The organism is Streptomyces sp. PTY087I2, from assembly GCF_001687325.1.
Lineage (GTDB): Bacteria > Actinomycetota > Actinomycetes > Streptomycetales > Streptomycetaceae > Streptomyces.
This window is the reverse complement of sequence record NZ_LZRD01000011.1, coordinates 173,302-196,412: the sequence shown is the minus strand read 5'-3', so window position 1 is coordinate 196,412 and position 23,111 is coordinate 173,302. Positions and strand designations below refer to the sequence as shown.

Below are 23,111 nucleotides of genomic sequence, written 5' to 3'. Positions count from 1 at the left end.
GGCTCCCCCTCGTAACGGCCTACGACCCGCACCCGCGCCGTCCGCACTGCTACCTGCCCGACACTCCGAGGCAGTGCGGACGGCGCCCGGACCGCACGGCCCACTGACCGACGACGAAGGAGGGTGGCTGCGGAACGGCGGCCGGAACCGCGTTTCCTCCCGGTTCCCGCTCCCGGGTCCGGCGTGTGGTCCCTCCGCCGATCGGCGGGACGGAGAAGGGGCGTATCCGGTGGCCGGATACGCCCCTTCTCAACGCCGTGGCGCCTGGGTGTTACGCCCCGCGCAGCACCGCGCCCGTACGCTCGGCGGCCAGGGCCACCGCGCTGTCGCGGGCGGCCGACGCCTCCTCGACGGTCAGCGTGCGGTCGGCGGCGCGGAAGCGCAGCGCGTACGCCAGGGACTTGTTGCCCCCGCCGATCTGCTCGCCGGTGAAGACGTCGAACAGCCGCAGCGATTCGAGGAGTTCACCCGCGCCCTCGCGCAGCGCCCGCTCCACGTCGGCGGCCGGGACGTCCCCGGCGACGACGAGCGCGACGTCCTGGGTCGCCACCGGGAAGGTGGAGATCCGGGGCGCCTGGAGCGCTCCGTCGACGGCCTGTTCCAGGACGTCCAGCTCGACCTCGGCGGCGCAGGTCCGCTCGGGCAGGTGCAGCGCCTTGATCACCCGCGGGTGCAGTTCGCCCGCGTGTCCGAAGAGGGTCTCCTCACCGTTCACGTTGACGTACAGCGCGGCGCAGCGGCCCGGGTGCCACGGGGCGTGCTGGTCGGCGCGGACGATGACCTCGACACCGGCCTCCGCGGCGATCAGGCGGGCCGCCTCGACGGCGTCCGCCCACGTGGCCGGGGTGCCCTTGCCCCACCAGCCGGCCTGCTCGCGGGCGCCCGCGAGGACGACGGCGGCGCGGCGCGGCTGACGCGGCAGAGCCGCGTCCAGTCCGGCGATCTCCTCGTCGGTGGGTCGGCGGTCGACGGGCAGCCGGACGGCGGGCGTCTCCTCACCGGTCGGCCGGAAGACCAGCCCGGTCTCGAAGAGCGCCAGGTCGTGGCTGCCGCGGCCGTCGTTGCGCCGCAGCGCGCCGAGGAGGCCCGGCAGCAGCGTGGTGCGCAGCGCCGGCTCCTCGTCGGAGAGCGGGTTGACCAGCTTGACCGTGCGGCGGCGGGCGTCGTCCGCCTCCAGGCCGAGCTGGTCGAGGACCGCGTCGCCGATGAACGGGTAGCTGAGCGCCTCGACGTAACCGGATCCGGCCAGCACCCGGCCGATGCGGCGGTGCAACCGCTGCCGGTCGGTGAGACCACGCCCGGAGGGGGGCGTCGGGAGGGTGGAGGGCAGGTTCTCGTAGCCCTCCAGGCGGATGACCTCTTCGGCCAGGTCGTTCGGCTCGTTCAGGTCGGGCCGCCAGGACGGGACGGTGACGATCAGCTCGTCCTGCCCGTAGACGTCGCAGCCGACCTCCTGGAGGCGGCGGACGACGGTCTCGCGGCCGTACTCCACACCGGCGACCTGGTCAGGGTGGTTCGCCGGCATCGCGATGGTGCGCGGCGCGTGGGGCGAGGTGATCTCGGTGACCCCGGCCTCGGCGGTGCCGCCCGCGAGGAGGACCAGCAGGTCCACCGTGCGCTGCGCGGCAGCGGCGGCGGCCTGCGGGTCGACGCCGCGCTCGAAGCGCTTGGACGCCTCGGAGGACAGCTTGTGGCGGCGCGCGGTGCGGGCGATCGAGATCGCGTCGAAGTGCGCGGCCTCGATGACGACCTCGGTGGTCAGCGCGTGCTCGCCGTCCGCGTCGGCGATCTCGGTGTTGGCACCGCCCATGACGCCCGCGAGGCCGATCGGCCCGCGGTTGTCGGTGATGACCAGGTCCTCGGCGTCCAGCACGCGCACGGTGCCGTCCAGCGTGGTGAGCTTCTCGCCCTGGGTGGCGCGGCGCACGCCGATCGGCCCGTCGACCCGGTTGCGGTCGTAGGCGTGCAGCGGCTGGCCCAGCTCCAGCATCACGTAGTTGGTGATGTCGACGGCCAGCGAGATCGGGCGCATCCCGGCCTTCTGGAGCCGGCGCTGCATCCAGATCGGGGAGCGGGCCTCGGGCTGGAGACCGGTGACGGTGCGGGCGGTGAAGCGGTCGCAGCCGATCGGGTCGGAGATCTGGACCGGGTAGCCGTACGCGTTGGGCGCGGGCACGTCCAGGAGCGCCGGGTCGCGCAGCGGCAGCCCGTAGGCGGTCGCGGTCTCGCGGGCGACACCGCGCATCGACAGGCAGTAGCCCCGGTCCGGGGTGACGGCGATGTCGAGGACCTCGTCGACGAGCTGGAGCAGCTCGATCGCGTCGGTGCCGACCTCGTGCTCCGGCGGCAGCACGATGATGCCGTGCGTTCCGTCGTCGCCCATGCCCAGCTCGTCGGTGGAGCAGATCATGCCGTGCGAGGTCTTGCCGTACGTCTTGCGGGCGGCGATCGCGAAGTCGCCGGGCAGGACGGCGCCCGGGAGGACCACGACGACCTTGTCGCCGACCGAGAAGTTACGGGCGCCGCAGACGATCTCCTGCGGTTCGCCGGTGCCGTTGGCGGTGCCGACGTCGACGGTGCAGAAGCGGATGGGCTTCTTGAACCCCTCCAGCTCCTCGATGGTCAGGACCTGTCCGACGACCAAGGGGCCCTTGAGGCCCGCGCCGATCTGCTCGACGGTCTCGACCTCAAGGCCCACGGAGACGAGCTTGGCCTGTACGTCACGGCCGGTCTCCGTCTCCGGCAGGTCGACGTACTCCCGCAGCCAGGAAAGCGGGACGCGCATCAGATCTCCATCCCGAACGGCCGGGTGAACCGGACGTCACCCTCGACCATGTCTCGCATGTCTTCGACGTTGTGGCGGAACATCAGCATCCGTTCGATGCCGAACCCGAAGGCGAATCCGCTGTACTTCTGGGGGTCGACGCCGCAGGCGGTGAGCACCTTGGGGTTGACCATGCCGCAGCCGCCCAGCTCGATCCAGCCCTCGCTGCCGCAGGTGCGGCAGGGGCGGTCGGGGTTGCCGACGGACTCGCCGCGGCAGACGTAGCAGACCATGTCCATCTCGGCGGACGGCTCGGTGAACGGGAAGAAGTTCGGCCGCAGCCGGGTCTTCATGTCGGGCCCGAAGAGCGCCTGGACCATGTGGTCGAGGGTGCCCTTGAGGTCGGCCATGGTGAGGCCCTCGTCGACGGCGAGCAGCTCGATCTGGTGGAAGACCGGGGTGTGCGTGGCGTCCAGCTCGTCGGTGCGGTAGACCCGGCCGGGGCAGACCACGTAGACGGGGGGCTTGCGCTCCAGGAGCGAGCGGGCCTGGACGGGCGAGGTGTGCGTACGCAGCACGACACCGGACTCGTCGCCCTCGGTCACCTTGCCGTCGGGCGTGGTGCCCTGGACGAAGAAGGTGTCCTGCATCTGGCGGGCCGGGTGGTCGGGCACGAAGTTCAGGGCGTCGAAGTTGAACCACTCCGCCTCGACCTCGGGGCCCTCGGCGATCTCGTAGCCCATGGCCACGAAGACGTCCGCGACGCGCTCCATGATCGTCGTCAGGGGGTGGCGGGCGCCGGCCGGGGTGCGGTCGTAGGGCAGCGTGACGTCCACGGCCTCCTCGACGAGCACCCGGGCGTCGCGCTCGGCCTCCAGCTCGGCCTGGCGGGCGGCCAGCGCCTTGGAGACGGCGCCGCGGGCCTGGCCCACGCGCTTGCCCGCCTCGGCCTTGGCCTGCGGGGGCAGGGCGCCGATCTCGCGGTTGGCGAGGGACAGCGGCGAGGTACCTCCGGTGTGCGCGGTCTTCGCCTGGGCGAGCGCGTCGAGGTCACCGGCGGCGGCGAAGGCGGCGAACGCCTCGTCCCGCAGGCGCTCGATCTCTTCCGGTTTCAGTGCCTCGACCTCGACTGGGTCGTACGACTTGTTCGGTGCCGACATCTCTTCCCGTGCTTCCGATTGGCTGGTGGCGCGACCCCGCTCGACGACCGGAGGACGCAAAGGTGCCAAAGGTCGAGTCTAAAGGCCGCAGGACGGTCGGGGCGCCCGTGGGCCGCTCACGCCAGATAGGCGGGCATGCTCACGGGCAGAATAAATCGGAACTCGGCTCCGCCGCCGGGCCCCCGGTCGACGGTGATGGTGCCGCCGTGGGCCTCGACGATGCCCTTGACGATGTAGAGGCCCAGGCCGGTGCCGCCGCGCTTGCTGCCCCGCCAGAAGCGGGTGAAGACGCGGCTCATCGACTCCTCGGGGATGCCGGGGCCTTCGTCGCTCACGGTGACAGCCGTTCCCATCTCGTCGCAGCCGCCCGGCGCGGGTGCGGGGGCGATGTCAATGGTGACGGTTCCCTCGCCGTGGCGCACCGCGTTTTCCAGGAGGTTGCCGAGGACCTGGTCGACCTTGTCGGGGTCGGCCCACAGATCGGGCAGCGGTCCGCGGGTGCGGACGAGGAAGCGCTCGGCGGCCTGGCCGCCGGTGATGAGCGCCTGGATGTGCCGGGCCACGGCGGCGGAGATGTCGACGGGCTGGCGGCGCAGCTCCAGGCGTCCGGAGTCGATGCGGGAGATGTCGAGCAGTTCGGCGATGAGCCGGGTGACCCGGCCGGCGTCCGCGTCGACGGTCTCCAGCATCAGCCGCTTCTGGTCGTCGGTGAACCGCTCCCACTTGGCGAGCAGCGTCGCGGTGAACCCTTTGACGGAGGTCAGCGGGGAGCGCAGCTCGTGGGCGACGGTGGCGATCAGTTCGGCGTGGCTGCGTTCGGTACGCCGGCGGGCCTCGGTCCCCCGCAGGCAGACCACGACCCGGCGCACCGGCCCGGTCGGGTGCTCGCGTACGTAACGGGCGGAGACCAGCACCTCACGGCCGCCGGGCAGCAGCAGATTGCGCTCGGGCTGGCCGTTGCGGGTGGCGAGGCCGCCGTACGGGTCGGTCAGCGGCCACCAGCGCTTCCCCTTGAGGTCCTCCAGCGGAAGGACGGCGTCCAGCGGCCGGCCGATCGCGTCGGCGCGGGAGGTGGCGGTGATGCGGGCGGCGGCGGTGTTGAAGCAGGTGACGTGTCCGCGCTCGTCGGCGACGACCAGACCGTCGGGAAGGTCGTCCGGGTCGAGGCCACCGGCGAGGCCGTCCGGACCGGCCGCAGGACCGGCCGGCTCCTCGGCCGCGGCGCGCACGGCGGTGGTGCGCGCCGGTCGCGGCGAGCTCATGCCGACAGCCATCTTCCCGTATCCCCACCTCTCGAACAGGTGCAGTGGGCCCCCGAGTTCGTCACCCTACTAGTCGTCGGTGAACCGGCGACACCCTGTGGGGGCGCGGAGGGGAGTGCGCCGGTGGGAGGGGGCGCGGGAATGGCCGGGATCGTGTGCTGACGGGCCGTGAGGGCGGCGATTTGTTACGCGTCGGGGGCGCGCCGCGGACGCTGCGCGCGGGCGGAGGCGTAGAGGCAGACGGCGGCGGCGGTGGCGAGGTTGAGGCTCTCCGCCTTGCCGTGGATGGGGACGCGGACGACGGCGTCGGCGAGCGCGCGGGTCTCCTCGGGGAGCCCCCAGGCCTCGTTGCCGAAGACCCAGGCGGTGGGGGTGCCCATGGTGCCCGCGTCCAGCTCGTCGTCCAGGTCGTCGGCCCCGGCCCCGTCGGCGGCGAGGATCCGCACCCCGGCGTCCCGCAGCCCCTGGACGGCCTGTTCGACGGGGACGCCGACGGCGACGGGGAGGTGGAAGAGCGAACCGACCGAGGCGCGTACGGACTTGGGGTTGTAGAGGTCGACGGAGGCGTCGGTGAGGATCACCGCGTCGGCGCCCGCGGCGTCCGCGCAGCGCAGTACCGTACCGGCGTTCCCGGGGTCGCGGACGTTGGCCAGAACGGCCACCAGGGTGGGCCTGGCGTCCAGGATCTCCTGGAAGGGGGAGTCAAGGAAGCGGCAGACGCCGATGAGGCCCTGCGGGGTGACGGTCTGCGAGACGTCGGCGAGGACGTCGGCGTCGGCGAGGTGGATCCGGGCGCCCGCCGTGCGGGCGGCCTCGACGATGTCGGCGTACCGGTCGGCGGCCTCGGGGGTGGCGAAGAGCTCGATGAGGGTCGGCTCACCGTCGCCGCCGCGGTGGGCGGCGGCCTCGCGCACGGCCTGGGGCCCCTCGGCGATGAACCTGCGCTCCTTGCTCCGGAAGTTGCGGCGGGCCAGCCGGCGGGCGGCGGCGACGCGCGGGGAGCGCGGGGAGATCAGTTCGGGGGTGCCCATGGTCGGCGGGGAGCCTCTCTGCGTACGGCGGTGGGGGTCAGCGGCAACGCACCGGACCCGCAGGCGGCGTGCGCCTGCGGGTCCGGTTCACGAACTACCTGGAAGGTGAGGCCTGGATCAGGCGGCCTTCGGGGCGTTGACGTCGCTCGGGAGGGCCTTCTGGGCGACCTCGACGAGGGCGGCGAACGCGTTGGCGTCGTTGACCGCGAGCTCGGCCAGGATCTTGCGGTCCACCTCGATGTTGGCGGCCTTCAGACCCTGGATGAGGCGGTTGTACGTCATGCCGTTCTGGCGGGCAGCGGCGTTGATGCGCTGGATCCACAGCTGACGGAAGTCGCCCTTGCGCTTCTTGCGGTCGTTGTAGTTGTAGACCAGGGAGTGGGTGACCTGCTCCTTGGCCTTGCGGTACAGACGCGAGCGCTGACCGCGGTAGCCGCTGGCGGCTTCGAGGATTGCCCGGCGCTTCTTGTGGGCGTTGACTGCCCGCTTGACGCGTGCCACTTGTTAACTCCTTGTAGCGGGGCCGTGGGTGTCTTCACACGGCCCGGAAACGAATTGGTCCCGGTGTGATCGAGGTCGTGCCTCCGGGGCGGGCCGGAGGCCGGACCTCACTTGCCGAGAAGCTTCTTGATCTTCTTGGCGTCGGCCGGAGCCACGACGACCGTGCCGGTCAGCGAGCGGGTCTTCTTGGACGACTTGTGCTCGAGCAGGTGGCGCTTGCCGGCCCTCTCGCGGAGCACCTTGCCGGAGCCGGTGATCTTGAAGCGCTTGCTGGCACCGCTGTGCGTCTTGTTCTTCGGCATCGCGCCGTTCTCTCCTCGTCAGTGGCGCCCCTCACGGTGCGGAGCACCGGACTACAGGGGCGTCAGATCTCTATGGGATTCCGGGATGACCCGGGGGCGCCTGGGTGGCGGCCCCCGGAGGTCATGCCTCGGAAGGTGTCTCGGCCGGAGCCTCGGCCGCGTCGGCCTGGGCCTCGGCGGTCTCGCCCTCGGACGCGGCGTCGGAGGAACCCTGACGCCCCGCCTTGCGGGCGGCCTGGGCCTCACGGGCTTCGGCCATGGCTTCGGTCTTCTTCTTGTGCGGGCCCAGAACCATGATCATGTTCCGGCCGTCCTGCTTCGGGTTGGACTCGATGAAGCCCAGGTCCTCGACGTCCGAAGCGAGACGCTGGAGCAGTCGGAAGCCCAGCTCGGGACGGGACTGCTCACGACCACGGAACATGATCGTGATCTTGACCTTGTCGCCCTGCTTGAGGAACCGGACGACGTGACCCTTCTTGGTGTCATAGTCGTGCGGGTCGATCTTCGGCCGGAGCTTCATCTCCTTGATGACCGTGTGCGCCTGGTTCTTGCGCGCCTCACGGGCCTTCATGGCCGACTCGTACTTGAACTTCCCGTAGTCCATGAGCTTGCACACGGGCGGACGGGCTGTCGCCGCCACCTCGACCAGGTCGAGGTCGTACTCCTGTGCGAGTTCCAGGGCCTTGGCAAGCGGAACAATCCCGACCTGCTCGCCACTGGGACCGACAAGTCGGACCTCGGGAACGCGAATCCGGTCGTTGATGCGGGGCTCGGCGCTGATGGATCCTCCTCGGTAGCACCACGCGACCGCCTGGCGGACAGCCGCGTAACGTCTTGTAACGTCAAGACCAACCGCGCCGGAACCACAAAAATGCCCCGGACGGGACACAAGGCGAGGCTCCAGGAACTACCGGAACACCGCCGCGGTGAACCGCGGGGCTATCGGACGGGCCCATCGTCCGTACGGAACGATGGTCGCCGCCTGACCGGTGACCCGCTGTCCTGAACGGACAGCCAGGTGGGAGATCGGAGCCTCCACTTGTGGGCCGGGCACATAGATGTCCGGCCGGTCGTTCCACCAGACTACCGCACGATCCCCGGGGCCCGCACCACGGAGGCCGGAGGGACGCCCGCGGACGGGAGGGCGATGGCCTGGCCTTATCGTGTGGGCATGAGCGACGCGACCCCCAGCAGTGAGAACCCCGGCTTCGACGACATGGCCCGCGACATCGCGGAGGTCCCCGCGGTCGAGGTGATCGTGACGGTCGCCGTCAACCTGATGAGCGCGGCCGCCGTGAAGCTCGGCCTCACCGAGGAGGGCGAGGACCACAAGGACCTCGACGAGGCCCGCAAGCTGGTCCACGCCCTGGCCGGACTGCTGGACGCGAGCACCACGGAGATCAGCACCTTCCACGCCTCGCCGCTGCGCGACGGCCTGAAGTCGCTCCAGCTCGCCTTCCGCGAGGCCTCGCTGGTGCCGGACGAGCCCGGCCACGGCCCCGGCGAGAAGTACACCGGTCCCGTCTACGGCTAGCCGGCCCCTCCCCCGTACGCCAGGGAGCCCGCCGTCCCCCCGTGGGGCGGCGGGCTCCCGCGCGTGTGCGCCGGGACCGTTCGCGGGTCCTCAGACGGCGTCCTCGGTCTCCTCGGGCAGGACGTTGGGGAAGGGGTGGGTGAGCCGGTGGGCGTAGGCCGCGATCACTCCGCCGACCAGCGGCGCGACGATGAACAGCCAGAGCTGGGAGAGGGCGGCGCCGCCCGCGAAGAGCGCCGGGCCGAAGCTGCGCGCCGGGTTGACCGAGGTGCCGGTCAGCGGGATGCCCACCAGGTGGATCGCCGCGAGGGCCAGGCCGATGGGCAGGCCGTCGAAGCCGGTGACCGCGACCTTGTGGGTCACCGCGAGGACCACGTAGACGAGCAGGAACGTCAGCACGACCTCGGCGAGGAACGCGCCGCCGATGTTGATGCCGACGGCCGACCGGTCGTCGTAGCCGTTCGTGCCGAACTCGCCGCTGGTCTCCAGGCCGGGGATCTGCTTCGCCAGCAGGAACAGCAGGGCCGCTCCGACGATCGCGCCGAGGAACTGGGCCACCCAGCGCTCGACGGCCGTACGGATGTCGATGCGGCCGGCCATCAGCATGCCCAGCGTCACCGCCGGGTTGACGTGGCAGCCGGAGATCGGGCCGAGCGCGTAGGCCAGGGCGAGGAGAGTGAAGCCGAAGGTGAGGGCGATGCCCACCGTGCCGAGGTATTCGACGGCGACCACCGCGGACCCCACGGCGAAGAACACCAGCAACAGCGTGCCGAGAAACTCTGACGCAACGATCCGCTTCTGCATGGAACCACCTCGCGAGTAGGTCGGTATGCCGGATTTCTCCGTTTTCCCGAGTCATTCTCACGGCGGTGGGCGCTTCGCGCTCGTCGGACCGGGGCTCACCCGTCGGTCAGCGGGCGATCAGCGGGCTGTCAGCGGGTGAAAAGGGGCTCCCCCGGCATGGCCGTTCCGGCGGGGAGGAGGGCCAGGTCCAGGCCGCTGACCAGCCGGGCCCGCAGGACCTCGCTGGCCGACAGGGCCTGGGCGATGCGGCGGGCCGCCTCGGCGGGCACCGCGTCCGGGGCGAGGACGAGCGCGAGGGTGCCGTCCGCGCTGCCGGGGCCGAGGTGGGCGCGGACCACGGCCGGGTCGGCGGCCACGGTCTCCCGTACGGCCTCGATGACGGCGGGGTCCCGGAGCGGGTCGGTGCTGGTGCGGTTCTCGGCCAGCGCCAGGAGCGCCTGCCCGCTCAGCTCGAAGGCGACGGGCCCGGCGAGGTCCAGTACGACGGTGTCGGCCTTCTCGTGGGCGGCGGCCTGGAGGGCCTGGTGCAGCGGTACGGCGACGGGGCGCGCCTCGGGGTCCCAGAGCGCCAGTGAGGCGGTCGAGGTGAAGGCGGGGAGCGCGCGCCGGTCGCCGGCCTTGAGGGTGGGGACGGCCATGTCGCTGGTCTTCTCGCGCCGCAGCCCCCTCTCGTCCTCCTCGACCTCGCCGAGGACGGCGACGACGGGGACGAGGAGCCGGGCGTCCCGGAGGGCGGTGAGGACGGGGCCGACCGCGGTACGGTCCTTCGCCCAGGCGTCGAGTGCCCTGGTCAGGGCCGGGGAGGCCGAGCCGTCGTCGTCGGAGAAACCGGGGTCCGGGATGTTCTTGAGCTCCACGGGACGAGGGTAGTGCCTGGCGTCCGGGGGCCTGCTCGCAGGTGTCGCGGCGGCCGTGCTCGGCGTACGCCGAAGGGGCGAACGTGCTCAGCGGCGGCCGGGGGCGTTCCGGCCGCGCCACAGGACGACGGCGGCCGCCAGCAGTGCCGCGCCGAGGCCGCCGGCGAGCGGGGCGGCCCAGTTGGCCGTTCCGTCGGCGGTACGGGGCGGGGTCGGGCCGTCGCCGAAGTACCGCCCCCGGTGTCCGGCCGGGGCGGCCTTGGCGTCCAGGTCCGCCGGGCGCAGCCGGGCTCCCGCCTCGATGGCCTCGGCCGGGTCGACGATGCCGTAGCCGCGGGCGTCGTCGCGGCCCTGGGCGGGGGCGTCGCGGGCGGTGTCGGCGAGGAGCTTCTTGATCTGGGCCGGGGAGAGGCCGGGGTGGGCGGCGCGGACGAGGCCGACCGCGCCGGAGACGAACGCGGCGGCGGCGGAGGTGCCCCACTCGATGTAGTAGTGCCCGTCCGGGTTGGCGACGACGATGTCGACGCCGGGGGCGCTGACGGTGGCGTACCAGCGGCGGGTGGAGAACGAGGCGTGGGTGCCGTACTCGTCGACGGCGGCGACCGCGATCACCCCCGGGTAGGCGGCGGGGTAGGAGATCCGGTCCCCCTTCTCGCCGCCGTTGCCCGCCGACGCGATCACGGGGACGCCCTTGGACAGGGCGTACTGGATGGCCGCGTCCTCGCCGGGGTCGGGGTGGGCGGACTTGCTGTCGTCGCCGAGGGACAGGTTGATGACGTCGGCGCCGTTGTCGGCGGCCCAGCGGATGCCCTGGGCGAGCGCGGTGCCACGGGTCTTGCGGGCCTTGGCGCGGGCCGGGTCCTTGGACTCCAGGATGACGCGGACCGGCAGGATCTTGGCCTCGGGCGCGATGCCGAGGATGCCGTCGGCGCGGCCGGGGCCGTTGCCCCGTCCGGCGATGATGCCGGCCATGGCGGTGCCGTGGAGGGCCCAGGAGGAGTCGCCGCGGGCGGCGCCGAAGCCGACGAGGTCCTTGCCGGGGAGCACCTGGCCCGCGAGGTCGGGGTGGGCGTCGTCGACCCCGGTGTCCAGGACGGCGACGGTGACGCCGGAGCCCCGGGTGGTCTGCCAGGCCCGGTCCGTGTGCAGGGCGTCCAGGGCCCACTGCTGGTCGCGGATGGCGTCGGCGTGGGCGGGCGCCGCGGGGGTGAGGACGAGGACGGCGGCGGCGCAGGCCGCGGCGAGGGCGCGGCGGGGTCGGCGGGTCATCCGGGCTGCTCCGTGAGGTCGGCGACGGCTGTGCGCAGTCCGCGCTCCACCCGGTCCGCGATGCCCTTCGCCTCGTGGCCGAGCCCGGCCTGGGCGACGGCCGTCTCGGCGCCGGAGGCCATGGCGTCGGCGGCGGGCTGCGGTTCGGCGACGGCGCGGCCGTCGGCGAAGCCGGAGACGGCGAGGACGACGACGGGGATCTCGGTGAGCGGGCTGACCGTCCAGCTGGCGCGCTGTTTGTCGCCGAAGGAGGCCACGGGGGTGCCCTCGGGGGCGTACGTACGGGGCATGAGGTCCTTGCGGGCACCGAGCTTCTGCTCGGTGAACCGGGTGCGCAGGGCCTGCATGCCGGAGGCGTCGGCCTCGGTGAAGACGAGGCCGACGGTGGTGACGGCGGAACGGGTGGCGTCGGTGTAGGTGGCGCGCACCATCCGCTCGCAGCCGACGGACCGGAGCGTGGTGAGGAGCAGCGGGTCGAGGCCGTCCTTGCAGGTGCTGTCGGCGGCGACGGCGACCCGGGTCCAGGTGCGGTGGGTGCCGCCGGGGCCCGCGCCCCGGCCCTTCAGGGTGGGCGGGAACAGCGTGTCGACGGGCACGCTGTGCCAGGCGGCGCGGGCGGCGGTGTACGGGCTCTTGGCGGTCCCGGCCGAGGAGTCACCGGTCAGCCAGGCACCGGTGGCGGCCCCGCCGATCAGCCCGAGCCCGAGCACGACACAGGCGGCGGCCACCGCCGTACGCCACCGCTGCCGGGGCCGGACGGGGCGCAGCCGGGTGGTGGTCTCGACGGGCGTCTCGGGAAAGCCGTAGCGAACGGGGGCGCGGTAGCCACCGGGGGGTACGGGGCTGCCTCCCGGGCCCCCCGGAGCGGCCCCAGGCGCGGCAGTCAGATCGACGGCCCCGACGGGCCTGCGCCGGGTGGCGGGGGGTGCTGGGTCGGGTGCGGGTGGGGTGGGGTGTGCGGTGGGCGCGGACTGCGGGCCGGGCGCGGCCGGGCGGCCGGGGGTCGCCTGGGTCGCCTGGGTCGCGGAGGGAGCCGGGCTTGCGGCAGGCGGGCCGGGGCGCGTTGAGTCCGTGGCGGACGGCCTGGGGTGCGCGGCGGGCGGGGCCGTCCGGCGGCGCGATGCGCCCTGTTGGGTGAAGGCTGCCGGTGGGCCGGGTCGGTCCGATGCGGCCGACGGGGCGGGCGGTGCGGTGGTGGCCTCCTGGGCGGGGGCCGGCGGGCGGGCCTGCCCTGCCGAGGTCGTCGGGCCGGGCGGCGAAAGCCGCTGGGTGGGGTCCGGGTCCGGGGGCACGATCGTTCTCCGCGGGGCCGATCCCGCAGGGGGCGCGGAAGCAGGGGCCGACGGCGTCCCGGGCGAGGCTACGGAAACCGGAGGGACCGACGAAGCGGGGGCCGACGGCGCGGGAATCGGAGGGACCGAGGATGCGGGGGCCGACGGCACCGAAGCCGAGGGGGCGGGAACCGGAGGGGCCGTCGGGGGCGGAGGTGTGCCGGGGCGGGGCGGTGTCGGAGGGGGCGCTGTCGGGGGGGTGGGAGGGGTGGTCGGGCGGGGTGGGACAGGGGCGCGCTGCGCTTCGGTACTCATCCGGCCCCCTGCTGACACATCCTCGTACCGACCACGGATCACCGCCGCTGACAGGCCCGTTGGTGCTCGCGTGCAGGTCACTCTACGGGCTGCGGGCGGGCCGCGGGGAACGGGACTCCCCGCCGGTGGAGGATCTGTCCCGATCGTCCCCCTACCCAGCCGTAGCGGCTCTCTGGCAAGCTGCGGCCATGACTGCCCGCGCCGCTGACCGGACCCGCTACGACCGGGCCACCGCCCATCTCGACGCCCCGATCGCGATCGTCGATCTGGAGGCGTTCGACGCCAACGCCGACGATCTGGTGCGGCGGGCGGCCGGGAAGCCGGTCCGGGTGGCGAGCAAGTCGGTGCGGTGCCGGGCCCTGCTGGAGCGGGTGCTCGCGCGGCCCGGGTTCGCCGGGATCATGTCGTACACGCTGGCGGAGTCGCTGTGGCTGGCGCGGGCCGGGTTCGAAGATGTCCTGCTCGCCTATCCGTCGGCCGACCGGGGCGCCTTCGCCGAGCTGGCCGCCGATCCGAAGCTCGCCGCGGCCGTGACGGTGATGGTCGACGACCACTCCCAGCTGGAGCTGATCGACGCCTCCCGGGCCGGTGGGCGCGAGGAGATCCGGGTCTGCCTGGAGCTGGACACCTCGCTGCGGATGCTGGGCGGCCGGGTACGGATCGGGGCGCTGCGGTCGCCGCTGCGCTCCCCCGCCCAGCTCGCCGACCTGGCCCGCTCCGTGGCGCGCAGGCCGGGCTTCCGGCTGGTGGGGCTGATGGCGTACGAGGGCCATGTCGCCGGGGTCGGGGACGCGGTCGCCGGGCGGCCGCTGCGGTCCCGGGCCATCCGGCTGATGCAGGCCGCCGCCCGCAAGGAGCTGGCGGTGCGCCGGGCCGAGGTGGTGCGGGCGGTCCGGGCGGTCGCGCCGGAGCTGGAGTTCGTCAACGGCGGCGGCACCGGCAGCGTGCAGCACACGGCGGCCGAGAGCGCGGTGACGGAGATCGCCGCCGGTTCGGGGCTCTACGTGCCCCGGCTGTTCGACAACTACACGTCGTTCACCGCCCGGCCCGCGGCCCTGTTCGCGCAGCCCGTGGTGCGCCGGCCCGGGGTCGGCGTGGTGACGGTGCTCGGAGGCGGCTATCCGGCGTCCGGTGCGGCCGGCGCGGACCGCTCCCCGGTGCCGTATCTGCCGGAGGGACTGCGCTACGACCCGCAGGAGGGCGCGGGCGAGGTGCAGACGCCGCTGCTGGGCTCCCCCGCCGACGATCTGCTGATCGGCGACAAGGTCTGGTTCCGGCACGCCAAGGCCGGGGAGCTGTGCGAACGCTTCGACACGCTGCGGCTGATCGAGGGCGACCGGGTCACGGCGAGCGTTCCGACGTACCGGGGCGAGGGGCGCACCTTCCTCTGACCGGGGCACGCGCGGGGTCAGGGGCTGATCGACGCGCCCACGCCGCCGCTCGTCCCGCTGTCGCCGAGCGGACGGATGCCCCGCGCGATCGTGTCCATCAGGGACAGCGGCAGGTCGGCCTCGTCCGCGTCGAAGGCGAACCTGACGATCACCGGCGTACCGCTGCCCACGGACGAGGGGAAGGCGAGGGACTGCACGTATCCGCCGGGCCCCTTGCCGGTGGTGACCTGCCAGCGCACCAGGTAGCCGACGCGGCCGGCCACGGACATCTGCTGGGCCTTGAGCACCTTGTGCGAGGTGATGCCGCCGTGGTTGCGGCGGCCAAGGCTGTCCTCCTCGTAGGCCCGGTCGGCGGCGGTGACGATATCGGCCTCGGCCAGGGCCTTGGGGTCGGTCTCGGCGCTCCGGGCGGTGTGGGTGGTGACCGTGCCGTGGTAGCAGAACGACGAGCCGCCGGGGCAGTCGTAGGACTGGACGGTACGGATGGTGGGGACGTCGGACGAGCTGTTCTTCGGCTTCTCCCAGCCCTGGGGCACCGGCACCGTGACCCCGTTGAGCTGGTCGACGAGGAGGTTCGGGTTCTCGTCCGGGTCGGGCTCGTCGGAGGCCGTGGGGGTGGTGACGGGGGCCGGGGCCGAGGTCGTCGTCGCCGGGCCGGCCGGTGTGCCGCCCTCGTCGCGGCCCAGCAGGATCGCGCCGGTGACGGCCGCGCCCAGGACCAGTACGCCGGAGAGCGTGACCGCCAGGATCTTCGTCCGGTTGCCGCCGCCGGATCCGTCGTGCGGGCCGCGCTGATGCGGAAGCGGCAGCGACGGCGGGCCGAACCCGGCCGGGCCGAACTCCCCCGAAGCCGCCTCCGCCGGGCCGAACCCGGCCGGGCCGGGCTGCGCCGGACCGAACTGCGCCGGGGTGGGCGGCTGGTGCGGTGCGGACCCGTCGGCGGCGAGCGGGCGGGTGTGCGCGGTCCAGGCCGTGCCGTCCCACCAGCGCTCCAGGCCGGGTGCGCCCGTGTCCGGATACCAGCCGGGCGGCGTCGCGTTACTCATGCGCACACTCTAAAACCCGGCTCCGACACGGTCGCGGGGTTCCCCGCGTTCATAAATCGGCCCTAGGCCGGATTCAGCCGTCGCGGCCCGTCAACGACAGCAGATCGCGGGCGGGGCCGGTCGGGCGGTGGCCGCCGGGCCAGACGGCGCGCAGCTGGCGGCGCAGCCGTACGCCCGCGACCGGGACCTTCACGAGGCGGCGGGAGGACAGCTCCTCGCCCAGGGCCAGTTCGCTCAGGACGCACGGGCCGGCCCCGCTCGCCGCCGCGCCCTTGACCGCCGTGGTGGAGGAGAGTTCCAGCAGCGGCTGGGCGAGGCCGCCGTGCACGGCGAGCGCGGCGTCCAGGACCTGACGGGTGCCGGAGCCGTGTTCGCGCAGGATCAGCGGGGTGGCGGCGAGTTCGCCGGGGAGCAGCGGGGTGCGGCGGCGGGCCCAGGGGTGGGTGGGGGCGACCACGACGACGAGGCGGTCGTGGGCGATGACGGTGCCGTCGAGGCCCTCCGGAATCGACAGGCCCTCGACGAAGCCGAGGTCGGCCTCGCCGGTGACCAGGCGGCGGGCGACGGCCGCCGAGTTGCCGACGAGCAGCGAGACCGCCGTGTCCGGGCGCTCGGCGCGCAGCGCGATGAGCCAGCCGGGCAGCAGGTACTCGGCGATCGTCATGCTGGCGGCGACCCGCAGCCGGGAGTCCCGGCGGTCGCGCAGCGCCTGCGTGCCCGCGTCGAACGCCTCGGCCGCCTCGACGACCCGGCGCGCCCAGTCGGTGACCAGCGCGCCCGCGTCGGTGAGCCGGGAGCCGCGCGGGGAACGGTCCAGCAGGGTGACGCCGAGCTGCCGCTCCATGGACCGGACGCGGCTGGAGGCGGCGGGCTGGGTGATACCGACGTCCCGGGCGGCCCGGCCGAGGCTGCCGTGCCGGGCGACGGCGAGCAGCAGCTCCAGCGCCCCCAGGTCGGGGACCCGGTGGGCGAGGGGGATACGGGGTGCGTGCACGTCGTCGCCGGTCATCAAGCCAGCTTATGACCTCATAGGAACGGGGTCCCTGGCGGGCGGGGACCCCGCCGCCAAGAATCGTGGCATGGCCATCTTTCCGCAGACCCGGACCGCCGAACCGCCCCTTCACGTCGCTCTTCCCCCGCGGAGAGCGGACGACCGGCCGGGCGTACGGCGGCTGCCCTCCCTGCGGCACATCGGTCCGAACTGGTACGCGAGCGTGATGGGCACCGCGATCGTCGCGTCCGCCGGCGCGGCCCTCCCGGTGGACGTTCCCGGGCTGCGCGCGGCCTGCACGCTGGTGTGGGCGCTGTCGGCCGTGCTGCTCCTGGCCGTCCTCGCCGCGCGGGCCGGGCACTGGATCCACCACCGCGACCAGGCCCGCGCCCATCTCCTGGACCCGGCGGTCGCCCCGTTCTACGGCTGTCTGTCGATGGCGCTGATGGCCGTCGGCGGGGCCACCCTGACGGTGGGCGTGGATGTGGTGGGCGCGCGGGCGGCGCTCGCGGTGGACGTGGTGCTGTTCGCGGCGGGTACGGCGGTGGGGCTGGCCGCCGCCGTCGTGGTGCCGTATCTCATGGTCGTACGCCACCGCCCCGCGCCCGGGACCGCGTCGCCGGTCTGGCTGCTGCCGCTGGTCGCCCCGATGGTGTCGGCCTCGCAGGGCGCGCTGCTGGTGCCGCACCTCGGGGCCGGGCAGGGGCGTGAGGCGCTGCTGCTGGCCTGCTACGCGATGTTCGGGCTGTCGTTGCTGGCGACGCTGGTGGTGCTGCCGCTGGTCTTCTCGCGGCTGGTCCACCACGGTCCGCTGCCGCTCGCGCTGACCCCGACGCTGTTTCTGGTGCTGGGGCCGCTCGGCCAGTCGACGACCGCCGTCAACCAGCTGGCCGATGCCGCGCCGGGGGCGGTCGCGGGCCCCTACGCCTCGGCGTTCGGCGCGTTCGCCGTGCTGTACGGGGTGCCGGTGCTGGGCTTCGCGCTGCTGTGGCTGGCCCTGGCGGCCGCGATGGTGGTGCGGGCCGCGCGGAACGGGATGGGGTTCGCGATGACGTGGTGGGCGTTCACCTTCCCCGTCGGTACGTGTGTGACGGGGGCGGCGGGTCTGGCCCGGCACACCGGCCTGGACGCGCTGACCTGGCTGGCGGTGGCCCTGTACGTGTTCCTGGTCGTGGCGTGGGCGGCGGCCGGGACGGGGACGGTGCGCGGGCTGCTCAGCGGAGCGCTGACGGCAGCACCCGTGCCGCCTCGGCCAGCGACGGCCCGTACCACGTGAGCAGCCGCCCGTCGACGAGTGCGGCGGGCAGGGCGGGGAAGGCCTCGGGCCCGTCGTCGGCGGTGAAGCGGTAGGGCTCGTCGGGCAGCACGACCAGCTCGGCCCCGGAGGCGTTCAGCTCGTCGACGGGGATGCGCGGGTAGCGCTCGGGGTGGTCGGCGTACACATTGCGGACGCCGAGGCGGGCCAGGAGGTCTCCGGCGAAGGTGTCGCGCCCGAGCACCATCCAGGGCCGGCGCCAGATCGGTACGACGGCGGGGCGGGGGTTCTTCGGGGGCGCGGGCAGGGCGGCCCAGGCGGCCTCCGCCTCGTCCAGCCAGGCGGGCCGGGCGAGCCCGCAGCCGTCGACGAGGACGCGGTGGAGTTCGGTGAGGGCCTGGTCCAGGGTGCGGACCTCGGTGACCAGGACGTCGAGCCCGGCGGCCCGGAGCGCGTCGAGGTCGGGGGCGCGGTTCTCCTCCTCGTTGGCGATCACGAGGTCGGGCGCGAGGGCGGCGATCGCGGCCACGTCGGGGTTCTTCGTACCGCCGATCCGGGCGGCGGCGAGGTCCGCGGGGTGGGTGCACCAGTCGGTGACGCCGACGAGCAGCCCGGTCGCGGTTACGGCGACGGCCTCGGTGAGCGAGGGGACCAGGGAGACGACACGCACGGGCACTCCGGCCTCCGGGACGCTCAGCGGCGCGAGTCGAAGGTGGCGTCGATGTGCTCGGCCACCGAGACGACCAGGAGCCGGGTGTTCGGCACGGTGGCGCGCCAGCGGTGGCGGACCCCGCCGGAGAGGAACAGGGTGTCGCCGCTCTCCAGCCGGTACACCTGGCCCTCCGCCTCGACGTCGACGGCGCCCGCGACGACGTACATCAGCTCGTCGTTGCGGTGCTGGAACTCGCGGCCGAGATCCGGTTCGCCGGAGAACTCCAGGGCGCTGAGCTGATGGCGGCCGCGCACCAGACGGCGTACGCCCTCGCCCTCCTCGCCCCGGACGACGTCCACGGCGCGGGCGGAGTCGGCGGCGGCGTGGAGCTTCTTGGTGGTGGTCTCCAGCGCTTCGGCGACCCGGTCGAGGGAGCGGGCGCTGGGGCGGGCCCGTTCGTTCTCGATCTGGCTGAGGAAGGGCACGGAGAGCCCGCTGCGCTCGGCGACCGCGGCCAGCGTGAGGCCGAGGGTTCGGCGTCGACGCCGGACGGCGGCGCCCACCCGCGGTGTGTCCTTGTCGTCCATGTCCGAGCTCCCTCCCGCACCCGCCCATCCTCGCGGTTGTCAGCACCTTACGCACATGGTTGCGCACGACGTCCGGAAAACGACCTCCGGGCAGCCGGAAAAAGGGGTGGCCCCGCCCGAAGACGGGGCCACCCCTTTTTCCGAACTGTGCTCCGGTGCCCGTGGGCTCCTACCGGGGCGCCATGGTGTCCGCGATGCCCGGGTTGTCACCCATCCAGGCCTTCACGGCTTCCTCCTCGTGGCCCGCGCCGCGCTTCTGGATCTCGTTCTCCAGTCCGCCGAGCTGCTTCTCGGTGAGCTTGAAGTCCTTGAACCACTTCGTCAGCTGCGGGTACTGCTCCGGGAACTCCTTGGAGGCGATGGTGTGCAGCCGGTCGCCGTCACCGAACACCTTCTGCGGGTCCTTCAGCTTGGTGAGCTTGTACTCGTTGTACGACCAGTGCGGGGTCCACAGCAGGACGGCGATGGGCTCCTTCTTGGCGTACGCGCGCTTCAGCTCGGCCAGCATGCCGGGCGTCGAGGAGTCGACGACCTTGTACTCGCCGTCCAGGCCGTACTTCGGCAGGACGTTCTCCTTGAGGTTCTCCATGACGGCGGTGCCGGGCTCGATACCGACGATCCGCCCCTTGAAGTCGGAGCCCTTGCCCTTCAGGTCCTCCAGCGACGTGACGTCCTTGACGTAGTCGGGGACCGCGATCTCCACGGAGGTCGGCCCGTACCAGGAGCCGATGTTCGTCAGCTTGTCCTTGTACTTGTCCCAGTAATTCTTCTGGGTGTACGGCAGCCAGCCGTCGAACTGGACGTCGATCTGACCGCGCGACATCGCCGCGTACATCGGGCCGATCTCGAACTGCTTGAGGTTGATCTTGTAGCCGCGCTCCTCCAGGACCGCCTTCCACAGGTACGTGGCGGCGATGTCCTCCTCCCAGGGGAACCAGGCGACCTCCAGCGCGCGGTCACGCTCGTCCTTGCCGCCGGCGGCCTTGGCGTCCTTCGGGACCGGGGACCACTTGTCGGCGACGCCCGGGTTGTCCTTCAGCCAGGTGCGGACGGCCTCCTGCTCCTTGCCCGAGCCGGCCTTCTGGATCTCGGCCTCCAGGCTGGTGAGCTGCTCCTCGGTCATCTTGAAGCTCTTCAGCCACTGGGCGACCTCGGGGTTCTCCTGCGAGAAGCCCTTGCGCGCCAGGGTGTGGATGCCGTCGCCCTTGCCCCACAGACCCTTGGGGTCCTTGAGCTTGGTGAGGTCGAAGTCGTTGTAGGCCCAGTGCGGCGACCAGAGCGGAACGACGATCGGTTCCTTCTTGGCGTACGCGCGCTTCAGCTCGGCCAGCATGGACGGCGTGGAGCCGTCGATGAGCTTGTACTCCTTGTCCAGGCCGTAGCCCGGCAGAAGCTTGTCCTTGAGCAGGCCCATCTCACCGGCGCTCGGCTCGATGCCGACGATGCGGCCCTTGAACTCGGAGGCCCGGCCCTTCAGGTCCTCCATCGACGTGACGTCCTTCATGTACGCCGGGACGGCCAGCTCAAGGGAGGTGGGGGCGTACCAGGAGCCCATGTCCTCCAGGCGGTCCTGGTACTTCTTCCAGTAGCTGGCGTGGGTGACCGGCAGCCAGGAGTCGGTCTGGAAGTCGATCTGCCCGTTGGCCATGCCGGTGTACAGCGCGCCGGCCTCGTACTGCTTGACGTCGACCTCGAAGCCGCGCTGCTCCAGCATCTCCTTCCAGAGGAACGTGGAGGCGATGCCCTCGTCCCACGGGATGTAGCCGATGGAGATCTTCTTGCCGTCGCCGATCTGCGCGTTCTTGCCCGCGGTGTCGTCCTTGGAGCCGCCGAAGACGCTCATGCCACCGGCTACCAGGGCGAGGGCGACGATGGCGGCGACCGCGACGACGGGCTGCGGGCGGTAGGTCCAGATCTTCCAGCCCTCGGCCATCGCGCGGGCCTTGACGACCGCGCGGCGGCCCAGCGGGGAGACCACGGTGCCGAGTGCGCCGGTCATCCGGTCCAGGTACATGGCGAGGATGACGATGGAGATGCCCGCCTCGAAGCCGAGGCCGACGTCGACGTTGCCGATGGCGCGGTAGACGGAGCCGCCGAGGCCGCCGCCGCCGACCATGCCCGCGATGACGACCATGGACAGGCCGAGCATGATGACCTGGTTGATACCGGCCATGATCGTGGGCAGGGCGAGGGGCAGCTGGACGCGCAGCAGGGTGTTGCGCGAGGTGGTGCCGAAGGCCTCGGCCGCCTCGACGAGCTCGCCGTCGACCTGGCGGATGCCGAGTTCGGTCATCCGGACGCCCGGGGGCAGCGCGAAGATGATCGTGGCGATGATGCCGGGGACCACGCCGACGCCGAAGAAGATGACGCCGGGGATCAGGTAGACCATGGCGGGCATGGTCTGCATGAAGTCCAGGACCGGGCGGACCACCGCGCTGACCGTCCTGGACCGGGAGGCCCAGATGCCCAGCGGTACGGCGATGACCAGGGTGACGAGGGTCGCGACGAGCACCAGGGTGAGGGTGTCCATCGCCTCGTCCCACAGTTCGACGGAGTCGATGAGGGCGAATCCGACGAAGGTGAGCAGGGCGGCGGGCAGGCCGCGCAGCCACCAGGCGATGACGGCGACGATGCCCGCGAACAGCAGCGGGGCGGGGGCGGACAGGACGGCGGCTATGCCGTCGAACATGCCGCTGACGATCGAGCTGATGGCGTCGAAGAGCCAGACGAGGTGGGTCTGGAGCCAGTCGACGGCGGAGTCGACCCATTCGCCGAGGGGGAGCCTAAACACCGGCCACCTTCTTCACGTCGGTACCGGCAGCGCCTGCGGACTCTGCGTCGCGCGGGGCCTCGGCCGGGGTCATCGGCTCGCCGAGGACGGCGAGCAGCCGGGAGCCGGGGACGACGCCGACGAGCTTGCCCTTGGCGTCGGTCACGGCGACCGGGTCCGGGCTCTGCGAGCAGGGCGTGAACAGGTCGATGATCGGCGTGGACTCCGCGACCGTGGCGGGGGCGGCGGCGAGCACGTCCTGCGGGGTGCGCAGTTCCGTGCCGTCCGCGGCCTTGCCGCCCATCACGGTGTGCGGCTCGGCCATGATCGCGCCGGCGGTGAGCACGCGGGAGCGGTCGACGTCCTGGGTGAAGGAGGCGACGTAGTCGTTGGCCGGGGTGACGAGGATGTCCTCGGCGCTGCCGAGCTGGACGATCTTCCCGTCGCGCATGACGGCGATCCGGTCGCCCAGGCGCATGGCCTCGTTCAGGTCGTGGGTGATGAAGACGATGGTCTTCTTCAGCCGCTTCTGGAGCTCCAGGAGCTGGTCCTGCATGTCACGGCGGATCAGCGGGTCGAGCGCGCTGAAGGACTCGTCCATGAGGAGCAGGTCGGCGTCGGTGGCCAGGGCGCGGGCGAGGCCCACGCGCTGCTGCATACCGCCGGACAGCTCGTCGGGCCAGGACTTCTCCCAGCCTTCGAGTCCGGTGAGCCGCAGCGCCTCGGCGGCGCGCACCTCGCGCTCCTCGCGCGAGACGCCCTGGACCTCCAGGCCGTACGCGGCGTTCTCCAGGACGCTCCGGTGGGGGAAGAGCGCGAAGTGCTGGAACACCATGCTGATCTTGGTGGAGCGCACCTGGCGCAGCTCGCGGGGGCTCAGGGCGGTCAGATCCTGGCCGTCGAAGAGGACCCGGCCCGCGGTGGGGTCGAGGAGACCGTTGAGCATCCGCAGCAGGGTGGACTTGCCCGAGCCGGACAACCCCATGACGACGAAGATCTGGCCCGGCTCGACGGTGAACGAGGCGTCGATCACCGCTGCGGTCGTGCCGTCGGCGCGCAGCTCTTCGCGGTCCGCGCCGCTCTCCAGCTTCCGCACGGCTTCATCGGGTCGTCTGCCGAACACTTTGTACAAGTGCTCGGCCTGGAGCCTGGACACATACACCTCACGCGTTGAACCGAAAAACGGTCTGCCACCCCCTCCGGCAGACCGTGGAGCGATGCGGGCTCTGTCCGCGTGGCACATGCACTAGTTGAAAATGCGACGTGGTCCGCTCCGGTGGCGCGCCTGCCCGCACTTACGCGACCCAAACGCGACCGTGACCCACGTCACTGACCTGCGACGGAGCGCG

20 protein-coding genes are annotated in these 23,111 nt (G+C 72.7%); 3 read left to right on the top strand and 17 right to left on the bottom strand.

The window, feature by feature from the left end; all coding sequences use genetic code 11:
- Positions 1 to 271: 271 nt before the first annotated feature.
- The 7 genes from pheT to infC form a co-directional block, all read right to left on the bottom strand.
- Positions 272 to 2,785, bottom strand: coding sequence for a phenylalanine--tRNA ligase subunit beta (gene pheT / locus A3Q37_RS14720; RefSeq protein WP_065483889.1), 2,514 nt, complete (start codon positions 2,783 to 2,785; stop codon positions 272 to 274).
- Positions 2,785 to 3,924, bottom strand: coding sequence for a phenylalanine--tRNA ligase subunit alpha (pheS, locus tag A3Q37_RS14715; protein ID WP_065483886.1), 1,140 nt, complete (start codon positions 3,922 to 3,924; stop codon positions 2,785 to 2,787). The genes pheT and pheS overlap by 1 nt, the downstream gene beginning before the upstream one ends.
- A gap of 116 nt (positions 3,925 to 4,040) precedes the next feature.
- Entirely contained in the window at positions 4,041 to 5,198 is a 1,158-nt protein-coding gene (locus tag A3Q37_RS14710) for an ATP-binding protein (protein ID WP_065483883.1), read from the bottom strand.
- A gap of 173 nt (positions 5,199 to 5,371) precedes the next feature.
- Complete coding sequence (locus A3Q37_RS14705; RefSeq protein ID WP_065483880.1) at positions 5,372 to 6,217, bottom strand: RNA methyltransferase; 846 nt, start codon at positions 6,215 to 6,217, stop codon at positions 5,372 to 5,374.
- 117 nt (positions 6,218 to 6,334) lie between these two features.
- Positions 6,335 to 6,718, bottom strand: coding sequence for a 50S ribosomal protein L20 (gene rplT / locus A3Q37_RS14700; protein ID WP_003970214.1), 384 nt, complete (start codon positions 6,716 to 6,718; stop codon positions 6,335 to 6,337).
- Between the two features lie 107 nt (positions 6,719 to 6,825).
- A complete protein-coding gene (gene rpmI, locus A3Q37_RS14695) occupies positions 6,826 to 7,020 on the bottom strand; it encodes a 50S ribosomal protein L35 (RefSeq protein ID WP_003970213.1) in 195 nt (64 codons plus the stop codon).
- A 121-nt stretch (positions 7,021 to 7,141) separates the two neighbouring features.
- Positions 7,142 to 7,801, bottom strand: a complete 660-nt coding sequence (infC, locus tag A3Q37_RS14690; RefSeq protein WP_079137799.1) for a translation initiation factor IF-3 — start codon at positions 7,799 to 7,801, stop codon at positions 7,142 to 7,144.
- A 390-nt stretch (positions 7,802 to 8,191) separates the two neighbouring features.
- Here infC and A3Q37_RS14685 point away from each other — a divergent pair, with 390 nt between their 5' ends.
- The gene (locus A3Q37_RS14685) at positions 8,192 to 8,554 is read left to right on the top strand and encodes a DUF1844 domain-containing protein (RefSeq protein WP_006123336.1); all 363 of its coding nucleotides are present in this window, start codon (positions 8,192 to 8,194) and stop codon (positions 8,552 to 8,554) included.
- A 90-nt stretch (positions 8,555 to 8,644) separates the two neighbouring features.
- Here the strand turns inward: A3Q37_RS14685 and A3Q37_RS14680 are convergent, their stop codons facing one another.
- The 4 genes from A3Q37_RS14680 to A3Q37_RS14665 all read right to left on the bottom strand — a co-directional run bounded on the left by A3Q37_RS14680 (position 8,645) and on the right by A3Q37_RS14665 (position 12,251).
- A complete protein-coding gene (locus A3Q37_RS14680) occupies positions 8,645 to 9,358 on the bottom strand; it encodes an MIP family channel protein (protein ID WP_065483877.1) in 714 nt (237 codons plus the stop codon).
- A 128-nt stretch (positions 9,359 to 9,486) separates the two neighbouring features.
- The gene (locus A3Q37_RS14675; protein ID WP_065483874.1) at positions 9,487 to 10,215 is read right to left on the bottom strand and encodes an SseB family protein; all 729 of its coding nucleotides are present in this window, start codon (positions 10,213 to 10,215) and stop codon (positions 9,487 to 9,489) included.
- Between the two features lie 87 nt (positions 10,216 to 10,302).
- Positions 10,303 to 11,484: a type VII secretion-associated serine protease mycosin gene (gene mycP / locus A3Q37_RS14670; protein ID WP_065483871.1), complete on the bottom strand. Its 1,182-nt coding sequence runs from the start codon at positions 11,482 to 11,484 to the stop codon at positions 10,303 to 10,305.
- Positions 11,481 to 12,251 (bottom strand): hypothetical protein, encoded by a 771-nt coding sequence (locus A3Q37_RS14665; protein ID WP_255311818.1) that lies wholly within the window; start codon positions 12,249 to 12,251, stop codon positions 11,481 to 11,483. The genes mycP and A3Q37_RS14665 overlap by 4 nt, the downstream gene beginning before the upstream one ends.
- Before the next feature lie 1,007 nt (positions 12,252 to 13,258).
- On the opposite strand from A3Q37_RS14665, the gene A3Q37_RS14660 reads away from it, so the two are divergent.
- Positions 13,259 to 14,461 (top strand): amino acid deaminase/aldolase, encoded by a 1,203-nt coding sequence (locus A3Q37_RS14660; protein ID WP_065483868.1) that lies wholly within the window; start codon positions 13,259 to 13,261, stop codon positions 14,459 to 14,461.
- Between the two features lie 17 nt (positions 14,462 to 14,478).
- Here A3Q37_RS14660 and A3Q37_RS14655 read toward each other — a convergent pair whose 3' ends face one another.
- Positions 14,479 to 15,507 carry a DUF2510 domain-containing protein gene (locus tag A3Q37_RS14655; protein WP_065483865.1) on the bottom strand — a complete coding sequence of 343 codons (1,029 nt, stop codon included), beginning with the start codon at positions 15,505 to 15,507 and terminating at the stop codon, positions 14,479 to 14,481.
- Between the two features lie 73 nt (positions 15,508 to 15,580).
- On the bottom strand, positions 15,581 to 16,516 hold the full coding sequence (locus tag A3Q37_RS14650) for a LysR family transcriptional regulator (protein ID WP_065483860.1): 936 nt from the start codon (positions 16,514 to 16,516) through the stop codon (positions 15,581 to 15,583).
- A 70-nt stretch (positions 16,517 to 16,586) separates the two neighbouring features.
- Here A3Q37_RS14650 and A3Q37_RS14645 point away from each other — a divergent pair, with 70 nt between their 5' ends.
- On the top strand, positions 16,587 to 17,774 hold the full coding sequence (locus tag A3Q37_RS14645) for a TDT family transporter (protein WP_065483853.1): 1,188 nt from the start codon (positions 16,587 to 16,589) through the stop codon (positions 17,772 to 17,774).
- On the opposite strand, the gene A3Q37_RS14640 is transcribed toward A3Q37_RS14645, so the two are convergent.
- The 4 genes from A3Q37_RS14640 to A3Q37_RS14625 all read right to left on the bottom strand — a co-directional run bounded on the left by A3Q37_RS14640 (position 17,713) and on the right by A3Q37_RS14625 (position 22,918).
- Complete coding sequence (locus A3Q37_RS14640; protein ID WP_065484157.1) at positions 17,713 to 18,423, bottom strand: helical backbone metal receptor; 711 nt, start codon at positions 18,421 to 18,423, stop codon at positions 17,713 to 17,715. The two genes, A3Q37_RS14645 and A3Q37_RS14640, sit on opposite strands and share 62 nt — an antisense overlap.
- 23 nt (positions 18,424 to 18,446) lie before the next feature.
- On the bottom strand, positions 18,447 to 18,992 hold the full coding sequence (locus A3Q37_RS14635) for a helix-turn-helix domain-containing protein (protein WP_065483850.1): 546 nt from the start codon (positions 18,990 to 18,992) through the stop codon (positions 18,447 to 18,449).
- 169 nt (positions 18,993 to 19,161) lie between these two features.
- The gene (locus A3Q37_RS14630; protein WP_065483847.1) at positions 19,162 to 21,783 is read right to left on the bottom strand and encodes an ABC transporter permease/substrate binding protein; all 2,622 of its coding nucleotides are present in this window, start codon (positions 21,781 to 21,783) and stop codon (positions 19,162 to 19,164) included.
- Positions 21,776 to 22,918 carry a glycine betaine/L-proline ABC transporter ATP-binding protein gene (locus tag A3Q37_RS14625; protein ID WP_079137795.1) on the bottom strand — a complete coding sequence of 381 codons (1,143 nt, stop codon included), beginning with the start codon at positions 22,916 to 22,918 and terminating at the stop codon, positions 21,776 to 21,778. The genes A3Q37_RS14630 and A3Q37_RS14625 overlap by 8 nt, the downstream gene beginning before the upstream one ends.
- Positions 22,919 to 23,111 lie beyond the last annotated feature (193 nt).

Coding starts and splice junctions, on each gene's coding strand:
- pheT (WP_065483889.1), bottom strand. CDS start 2,785: ATGCGCGTCCCGCTTTCCTGGCTGCGGGAGTACGTCGACCTGCCGGAG.
- pheS (WP_065483886.1), bottom strand. CDS start 3,924: ATGTCGGCACCGAACAAGTCGTACGACCCAGTCGAGGTCGAGGCACTG.
- A3Q37_RS14710 (WP_065483883.1), bottom strand. CDS start 5,198: ATGGCTGTCGGCATGAGCTCGCCGCGACCGGCGCGCACCACCGCCGTG.
- A3Q37_RS14705 (WP_065483880.1), bottom strand. CDS start 6,217: ATGGGCACCCCCGAACTGATCTCCCCGCGCTCCCCGCGCGTCGCCGCC.
- rpmI (WP_003970213.1), bottom strand. CDS start 7,020: ATGCCGAAGAACAAGACGCACAGCGGTGCCAGCAAGCGCTTCAAGATC.
- A3Q37_RS14685 (WP_006123336.1), top strand. CDS start 8,192: ATGAGCGACGCGACCCCCAGCAGTGAGAACCCCGGCTTCGACGACATG.
- A3Q37_RS14680 (WP_065483877.1), bottom strand. CDS start 9,358: ATGCAGAAGCGGATCGTTGCGTCAGAGTTTCTCGGCACGCTGTTGCTG.
- mycP (WP_065483871.1), bottom strand. CDS start 11,484: ATGACCCGCCGACCCCGCCGCGCCCTCGCCGCGGCCTGCGCCGCCGCC.
- A3Q37_RS14660 (WP_065483868.1), top strand. CDS start 13,259: ATGACTGCCCGCGCCGCTGACCGGACCCGCTACGACCGGGCCACCGCC.
- A3Q37_RS14655 (WP_065483865.1), bottom strand. CDS start 15,507: ATGAGTAACGCGACGCCGCCCGGCTGGTATCCGGACACGGGCGCACCC.
- A3Q37_RS14650 (WP_065483860.1), bottom strand. CDS start 16,516: ATGACCGGCGACGACGTGCACGCACCCCGTATCCCCCTCGCCCACCGG.
- A3Q37_RS14645 (WP_065483853.1), top strand. CDS start 16,587: ATGGCCATCTTTCCGCAGACCCGGACCGCCGAACCGCCCCTTCACGTC.
- A3Q37_RS14635 (WP_065483850.1), bottom strand. CDS start 18,992: ATGGACGACAAGGACACACCGCGGGTGGGCGCCGCCGTCCGGCGTCGA.